At 37.5% G+C, this 1100-nt stretch carries 2 protein-coding genes; one reads left to right on the forward strand and one right to left on the reverse strand.

What is annotated here, in order from left to right; all coding sequences use genetic code 11:
- The first annotated feature begins 297 nt into the window (after positions 1-297).
- Positions 298-429 (forward strand): hypothetical protein, encoded by a 132-nt coding sequence (locus K737_RS11290; protein ID WP_268743829.1) that lies wholly within the window; start codon positions 298-300, stop codon positions 427-429.
- A gap of 388 nt (positions 430-817) precedes the next feature.
- Here the strand turns inward: K737_RS11290 and K737_RS10170 are convergent, their stop codons facing one another.
- Positions 818-1027, reverse strand: coding sequence for a hypothetical protein (locus K737_RS10170; protein ID WP_035574522.1), 210 nt, complete (start codon positions 1025-1027; stop codon positions 818-820).
- Positions 1028-1100 lie beyond the last annotated feature (73 nt).

Genomic DNA, 1100 nt, shown 5'->3' on the forward strand with positions numbered 1-1100 from the left:
ATGTTTAGACTGAAGAAGCACAAAATATACCTTATACCATTTCCCGATACTAAATGGAGAAATACGAAGCGGTACATATATAGTACTTTAGGTTGAATTAGGTGCAATTAAAGGAAAATGACAAAGAGCTACAGCAACGATTTAAGACAAAGGTGAATAGAATATTTAGATGAGGAGAGCGGGTACATTGAAGCATCGCAACCATCTAAAATAAGTGTATCAGCGATAGGTATGTGGAATAGAAAAATGGCATAGAAAATACAGACAAAAAAGCTGTTATTTTCCTAATAGGCGTGCTTGGCTCAGAAAAAAAGATTGAACTTAGGAAAGCTTGAAAAGTATGTCACAGAACCCCAAGACATGACCTTGAAAAAAGCTGCTCAAGAATTTGGGGGACAATCAGTTCTGGTTAAAAAGATTAGGCTATAGCTTAAAAAAAGACTTTTCACACGTGGAAGCAATCCAAGAAAAGTAAAGTAAATAAAAGCGAAGTCAGTATCAAGAATCGATCAAAGATATAGCGTATCTAAGTCTTGTTATACAGTGATGAAAGCGGCATTGATATGGCTATGTGCAAAGACAGACGGCTGGGGAAGAAAAAGTGAAAAGTTGGTTGGCAAAAAGAGTGGAAAATAGTATCAAAGAACACATAGTATTGCCGGTTTGGTTAATAACACGCCTCTAGCACCAATGGGTTTAACGATCTTGCGACACAGTATTATAACCTGTATTCATGATTTAGCTATCCTTTAATAGGATCATGGAATGGGCTATCATACTCATGTTTTCAGCAGTCGCTAGGGCAATTTCATAATCTTTAGATACCCTTTGCAAATAATTTAGCTATCCCATGTTCTTTCGACGATCTAACGCTTTGGAAGTGTGGCCCATCTATAGTTTTATTCAATATATTTCTTACAAATTCCTCTATGGGTTTTCTATATCCCGCATCTGCACACACCCCATTTAATTTAGGATATTTTTTGCACCGCTTCCTTAAAAACTCTGCACCCAGCACCTGTGTCATTGGCCTTATGAACCGTGGTGATATGGAGCAGATTGCCTTGCCTATCAACACCACTATGATGCCGTTTACGTAT

The organism is Holospora undulata HU1 (assembly GCF_000388175.3).
Taxonomy (GTDB): Bacteria; Pseudomonadota; Alphaproteobacteria; order Holosporales; family Holosporaceae; genus Holospora; species Holospora undulata_A.